Annotated in this window: 6 protein-coding genes and 1 pseudogene; 5 read left to right on the top strand and 2 right to left on the bottom strand. The window is 73.2% G+C overall.

What is annotated here, in order from left to right; translation table 11 throughout:
- Window positions 1–55 precede the first annotated feature (55 nt).
- On the bottom strand, window positions 56–1,405 hold the full coding sequence (locus tag AOK24_RS19645) for a decaprenylphosphoryl-beta-D-ribose oxidase (RefSeq protein WP_055721373.1): 1,350 nt from the start codon (window positions 1,403–1,405) through the stop codon (window positions 56–58).
- 134 nt (window positions 1,406–1,539) lie between these two features.
- Between AOK24_RS19645 and AOK24_RS19640 the strand changes: the two genes are divergently transcribed.
- The 3 genes from AOK24_RS19640 (at window position 1,540) to AOK24_RS19630 (ending at window position 3,928) form a co-directional block, all read left to right on the top strand.
- Window positions 1,540–2,040: a phosphatase PAP2 family protein gene (locus AOK24_RS19640; protein WP_055721372.1), complete on the top strand. Its 501-nt coding sequence runs from the start codon at window positions 1,540–1,542 to the stop codon at window positions 2,038–2,040.
- Window positions 2,037–2,981, top strand: a complete 945-nt coding sequence (locus AOK24_RS19635) for a decaprenyl-phosphate phosphoribosyltransferase (protein WP_055721371.1) — start codon at window positions 2,037–2,039, stop codon at window positions 2,979–2,981. The genes AOK24_RS19640 and AOK24_RS19635 overlap by 4 nt, the downstream gene beginning before the upstream one ends.
- 65 nt (window positions 2,982–3,046) lie before the next feature.
- The gene (locus AOK24_RS19630; protein WP_055721370.1) at window positions 3,047–3,928 is read left to right on the top strand and encodes a YihY/virulence factor BrkB family protein; all 882 of its coding nucleotides are present in this window, start codon (window positions 3,047–3,049) and stop codon (window positions 3,926–3,928) included.
- 12 nt (window positions 3,929–3,940) lie between these two features.
- On the opposite strand, the gene AOK24_RS19625 is transcribed toward AOK24_RS19630, so the two are convergent.
- Entirely contained in the window at window positions 3,941–5,254 is a 1,314-nt protein-coding gene (locus tag AOK24_RS19625; RefSeq protein ID WP_055721369.1) for a D-alanyl-D-alanine carboxypeptidase family protein, read from the bottom strand.
- 91 nt (window positions 5,255–5,345) lie between these two features.
- Between AOK24_RS19625 and AOK24_RS19620 the strand changes: the two genes are divergently transcribed.
- Window positions 5,346–5,585: an SCO4848 family membrane protein gene (locus tag AOK24_RS19620; protein ID WP_010351845.1), complete on the top strand. Its 240-nt coding sequence runs from the start codon at window positions 5,346–5,348 to the stop codon at window positions 5,583–5,585.
- Between the two features lie 49 nt (window positions 5,586–5,634).
- Window positions 5,635–6,170, top strand: a pseudogene (locus tag AOK24_RS50835) (metallophosphoesterase); the annotation flags it as partial.

Below are 6,170 nucleotides of genomic sequence, written 5' to 3'. Positions count from 1 at the left end.
CCTCTCGCGGGGCCCTGAGGCGTGTGGGGCGGCGATCTCCGGCGAGGCCGGTTCCTCAGAGGCTCAGCCGGCGCGCGAGGTCCGACACGAACACCCCGCGCGGGTCCAGCTGGGCCCGCAGTTCGCGGAAGGCGTCCGCGCGCGGGTACATCGCCGTGAGGAGGTCGGGCCGCAGGCGGGAGTCCTTGGCCAGGTACACCCGGCCCTCCGCCCCGGCGACCTCCTCGTCCAGCTCGTCCAGGAACGCCGCGAGGCCGGGCAGGGCGGCCGGGATGTCCAGGGCGAGGGTCCAGCCGGGGCGTGGGAAGGAGAGCCAGCCGGGGTCGGACTCGCCGAACCGCTTGAGGACCGCGAGGAAGGACGGGCAGCGGCGCTCGGAGATGCGGTGGACGATCCGGCGCAGGGCTTCCTCCCGGCCGTGTCCGACGACGAACTGGTACTGCACGAAGCCGCCCCGGCCGTAGATCCGGTTCCAGTGCGGGACGCCGTCCAGGGGGTGGAAGAACGCCGGGATGCGCTGGAGTTCACCGGCACGCGCGCGCGGGGCGCGCCGGTACCAGAGCTCGTTGAAGAGGCCGACGGTCGTGCGGGTGAGGAGGCCGCCGGGGACGAAGGAGGGGGCGGCGGGGAGCCGGGACGTACGGAAGGCGAGCGGCTCTCTGCGCGCACGCGCGGGCAGCGCGTCCAGCGGCGCGTGGTCCCCGCGCGTGAGGACCGCCCGCCCGGTCGACGCCCCGCGCGCGAGGAGGTCGATCCAGGCGACGGAGTACCGGTGGTGCCGGTCGCCCTCGGTGAGGCGGGCCATCAGGTCGTCGAGGTCGGCGGCGCGCTCCGTGTCGACGGCCATCAGGGACGTCTCGACGGGGTGCAGGCGCACGCGCGCGGTGAGGATCACGCCGGTCAGGCCCATGCCGCCGGCGGTCGCGTCGAACAGGGGCGTGCCCTGGCGGACCGTACGGATCGTGCCGTCCGCCGTGAGCAGCTCGAACGACGGGACGTGGCGGGCGAAGGAGCCGGACGCGTGGTGGTTCTTGCCGTGGATGTCCGCGCCGATCGCGCCGCCGACGGTGACGTACCGGGTCCCCGGGGTGACCGGCACGAACCAGCCGAGCGGGAGGAGGACCTCCATCAGGCGGTGCAGGGAGATCCCCGCGTCGCACAGGACGATCCCCTCGGAGGCGTCGATCGCGTGGACCCGGTCGAGGCCGGTCATGTCCAGGACGGCGCCGCCGGCGTTCTGCGCCGCGTCGCCGTACGCCCTTCCCAGGCCCCGGGGGATACCGCCCCGGCTCCCCACCCCCCGGACGGCCTCCACGGCCTCCTCGTACGTCCCTGGGCGGATCAGACGGGCCGTGGAGGGGGCGGTGCGGCCCCATCCGGTGACGGAAACGGTCTCGGCAGGCATGTCGGTGACCGTAGCGCCCCTATTTGTCCGGAAACCTCGTCAACATCAAATCCCCTCCCCGAAATGGGTGATAAATGGGATTTCGCCCAATATTGTCGGTCCTGCGGCCGTTCGGGCGTGAACAGTGGGCTGATATGGACGAGAACTACGACCGGCGCCTCCTCACCGCGCTCCACGCGCGCGGCGCCGATCCCCGGGTCGCGAACGCCGCGCGCGCCCTGTCGTGGGCCGGCGAGCACGGGGCGGTGTGGATCGCCGCGGGCCTCGCCGGCGCCGCCCTCGACACAGGCCGGCGCGACGCCTGGCTGCGGGCGACGGCCCTGTGCGCGGGCGCGCACGCGCTGAGCATCGGCGCGAAACGCGTCGTACGGCGCCCCCGGCCCTCCCACGTGCGCGCGCTGGTCCGCACCGCCGGGCGCCACTCCTTCCCCAGCTCCCACGCGACGTCCGCCGCGGCTGCCGCGTACGCGTACGGGGCGCTCGGCGCGTACGCCGTCGCCCCCGCCGCCGTCGCGATGTGCGTGTCCCGGCTGGTCGTCGGCGTGCACTATCCGTCGGACGTCGCTGCGGGGGCGGTGCTCGGCGTCGTCACCGCGCGCGTGGGGGCACGGTGGATGCGGGGCGTCCCCGGATGACGCAGACGGCGCCCGAACTCCATGAGCAGCGCAGACGGCAGGTGCCTTCGGTCGCTCCGCCGCGCGGGGGCCTCCTCACCGGCCTGCTGCGCACCGCCCGGCCCAAACAGTGGGTCAAGAACGTCCTCGTCGTCGCCGCGCCGGCCGCCGCCGGGCGCCTCCTGTCCTGGCACGCGGTCACTCAACTCGCCCTCGTCTTCGCCCTGTTCACCGTCTGCGCGGCGGCCGTCTACCTCGTCAACGACGCGCGCGACGCCGACGCGGACCGGGCCCACCCCACCAAACGCCTCCGGCCCGTCGCCGCCGGGCAGGTCCCCGTACCCCTCGCGTACGCCGTGGGCGGCCTTCTAGCGGCCTCCGGCCCCCTCCTGGCCCTTGGCCTCTCCACCCCCGGCGTCGCGGCCCTCCTGGCGGCGTACGTGGCCATGCAGCTCGCCTACTGCGTCAGCCTCAAGCACGTCCTCGTCGTCGACCTCGTCGTCGTCTCGACCGGGTTCCTCATGCGCGCCACCGCCGGAGGGCTCGCCCTCGGCATCCCGCTGTCCCGGTGGTTCCTCATCACCACCGGGTTCGGGGCGCTGTTCATGGTCGCCGCCAAGCGGTACTCCGAGGCCGTGCAGATGGCCGGGAAAGCGGGCGCCACGCGCGCGCTGCTCACCGAGTACACGACCGGCTACCTGCGCTTCGTGTGGCAGCTCGCCGCCGGGGTCGCCGTCCTCGGCTACTGCCTGTGGGCACTGGAGGGCGGCACGCACGCGAGCGCCGTGCCCTGGCGCCAGCTGTCGATGGCCGCGTTCATCCTGGCGGTGCTGCGATACGCCGTCTTCGCGGACCGGGGGATCGCCGGGGAGCCCGAGGAGGTCGTACTCGGGGACCGCGCGCTCGCGCTGATCGGGGTGGTGTGGGTCGCCATGTACGGGCTGGCGGTGGCCCATTGGTGAAGAACCGCGGTTGCGGGGAACCCGGACGAGGGGTGTCCGGCCCCCGGTGAGGCAGAGTTCGGATCATGGACTGGCTGAAGAGGCTTCCCGTCGTCGGGCCATTCGTCGTGCGGCTGGTGGCCACGCACGCGTGGCGGTCGTACGAGCGGCTCGACAAGGTGAAGTGGACGCGGCTCGCCGCCGCGATGACGTTCGTCAGCTTCGTCTCGCTGTTCCCGCTGCTGACGCTGGCCGCCGCCGTCACGGCCGCCGCGCTCAGCGGCGACCAGCAGAAGCGCCTCGAAGACCGCATCGCCGACCAGGTACCCGGCATCTCCGGACAGCTCGACGTCGCGTCCCTCGTCCAGAACGCCGGCACGGTCGGTCTCATCGCGGGCGCGGTCCTGCTCTTCACCGGCCTCGGCTGGGTCACCCAGATACGGGACTGCCTGCGCGCGGTGTGGGAACTCCCCGACGACGACGGCAACCCCGTCCTCATCAAGGCCAAGGACGCGGGAGTCCTCGTGGGTTTCGGCGGCGCGGTCCTGGTGACCTTCGCCGCGTCCACGGTCGCCACCTGGGCCGTGGGGGCCCTCGCGGACGCGCTGGGCCTGGACGAACACGGCTGGGGCAGCGCCCTCCTGCGCGTGGCCGCGTTCGCGGTGGCGGTCCTGGCGGACTTCCTGCTCCTCCTGTACGTCCTGACCCTCCTCCCCGGCGCCGACCCCCCGCGCCGCCGCCTCCTCCAGGCGGCGCTGATCGGCGCCCTCGGCTTCGAACTCCTCAAGCTCCTCCTGAGCGGCTACCTCCAGGGCGTCGCCACGAAGACGATGTACGGCGCCTTCGGCGTCCCCGTGGCCCTCCTGCTGTGGATCAACCTGACGGCGAAGCTGGTCCTGTACTGCGCGGCGTGGACGGCGACACCGAGCGCGGGCGCGCAGGAGGCGGAGAAGACGGACGGGGCCTGAGGGGGCGGCCCCTCAGGAGGAACCCGGCGTCTCCTCGGCTTCGGCGCCCGCGCGCGAGGCCCTCCGCGAAGGCCACTTGCGGTTGACCAGAAACACACCCCCCGCGAGCAGGACCAGGACCCCGCCCGCGATGGCCATCGCCGTCCCCATGCCGCCGGAGGCGTGCGCGGTCGTCTTCGCGGCGACCGGGGAACCCGACGCGTCTCCCGCGCCTCCCGCCTGGCCCGTCGCCTCGGGGGAGGGCGACCCGTTCGCGGAGCCCTGCTGGGGGGCGGCGTTCTTCGGGGGGACCAGTTCGCCGATGGGGCGGGTCTTGCCGGCCGCCTGGAAACCCCAGTCCAGGAGGGCGGCGGTCTCCTTGTAGACCTCGTTGTGGGCTTCCTTCGAGGGGTTCATCACGGTGACCAGGAGGACCCTGCCCGCCCGTTCCGCCACGCCCGTGAAGGTCGAGCCCGCGTTCGTCGTGTTGCCGTTCTTGACGCCCGCGATGCCCGGGTACTGGGGGAGGTCCCGGTCGCCGCTGAGGAGACGGTTCGTGTTCTGGATCTCGAAGGGGGTGCGGGTCACCTTGCCCGTCTTCGCGTCCTTCTTCGTTTCGCCGGGGAACTTCGCCTTGACCGTCGACGCGTACTCCCGGAAGTCCTTCTTCTGGAGGCCGGAGCGGGCGATGAGGGTGAGGTCGTAGGCGGAGGAGACCTGGCCGGGGGCGTCGTACCCGTCCGGTGAGACGACGCTCGTGTCGAGCGCCTGGAGCTCCTCCGCGTGCGCGTTCATCTCGGCCACCGTCGCGGGGATGCCGCCGTTCATCGCGGACAGGACGCGCACCGCGTCGTTCCCGGAGCGCAGGAACACCCCGAGCCACAGGTCGTGGACGGAGTAGGTCTCGTTCTCCTTTATGCCGACGGTGCTGGAGCCGGCCCCCATGCCCTCCAGCTCGGCCGGCGCCACCTTGTGCTGGGTCGTCTTGGGGAACCGCGGCAGCACCGTGTCCGCGAACAGCATCTTCATCGTGCTGGCCGGCGGCAGCCGCCAGTGCGCGTTGTGCGCCGCGAGGACGTCCCCCGACTCCGCGTCGGCGACGATCCAGGACCGCGCGGTGATGTCCTTGGGCAGCACGGGCGCCCCGCCCGCGAGATCGGCCTGCGTCCCCGGCAGCCCCAGCCGCGCACCCCCGACGGTGGACATGCGCGCGGGCGGCGTCACGGAGGGGGTCGGCGAGGGACTGGGCGCGGCGTGACCGAAGGGCGCGGTGAGCGAGGCGGTCGCGAGCGTGGCGGCGGTGACCGTCAGGGTTCGCCTGACGGCCCGTTTCATGGGTGCGGGCACGACGCCGAACGTACCCGCCGGTCCCGGAGAAGTCCCACCGCGCTCCCCACCCGCCTCCGGGAACCGGACACCCGACGGCGATACTGGGCGCATGAAGCTCACCCGCCCCCTGTCGTGGTTCCTGCTCGCCTTCGGGGTCTGGTCGTGGGTCATCTGGGTCACTTTCGTAAAGAATCTGATCAAAGACGGCAGCGGCCTGGCGTTCGACGACGGACATCCCACGGCCTACTTCTGGGTGCACCTGACGCTCGCGGTGGTGTCCTTCGTATTGGGGACGGCCATCGGGCTCATCGGGTTGCGTTCCCTGCGCGCGCTGCGCGCCACGTCGTAGCGGATCGAGCCGGGCAAGTGGCCTGCGGAGCAAGGGGTTTACGACCGTCATGGTGATCGTCTTCGGCGCGCTCGCGCTGGCCGTCCTGGTGACCGGCAACTGGTACCTGTGGCGCCGGCTGTTCCGCGACACGACGCGGGGCCCCGGCTGGGCGCGCCGCGCGGGCGCCGTCCTCGTCGTGGGCGGCTGGGTCCTCGCGATCACGGCTCTGGCCGCCGAGCGCGCGGGGGCGCCGTTCTGGCTGCAACAGGTCCTGGCCTGGCCGGGCTTCCTGTGGCTGGCGGTGGCGATGTACCTGCTGCTGGCGGTCCTGGCGGGGGAGGCCGTACGCCCGCTGCTGCGGCTGTTCCTGGAGCGGCGGGCGGCGAGACGGCTCACGGATGCCGCCCCCGAGCCCTTGAAGGCCCCTCAGGAGCCCGTACGGACCCTCTCCGAGGTCCCGGCCTCACCGGACGCCCCGAAGGCCCCTGAGGCCGCGCAGGCGACTTCGACCCCCGAGGAAACCACCGGCACCCCCGAAACCGCCGGCGCCCCCGAACCCGCCGCCCGAGACGCCGATGCCCCGGCCGCCGCTGACGCCCCCGC

Origin of the sequence: Streptomyces niveiscabiei (assembly GCF_001419795.1) — a bacterium.
Classification (GTDB): Bacteria; Actinomycetota; Actinomycetes; order Streptomycetales; family Streptomycetaceae; genus Streptomyces; species Streptomyces niveiscabiei.
Note: the sequence above shows the minus strand (reverse complement) of the source record. Positions and strands in the feature narration are given on the sequence as shown.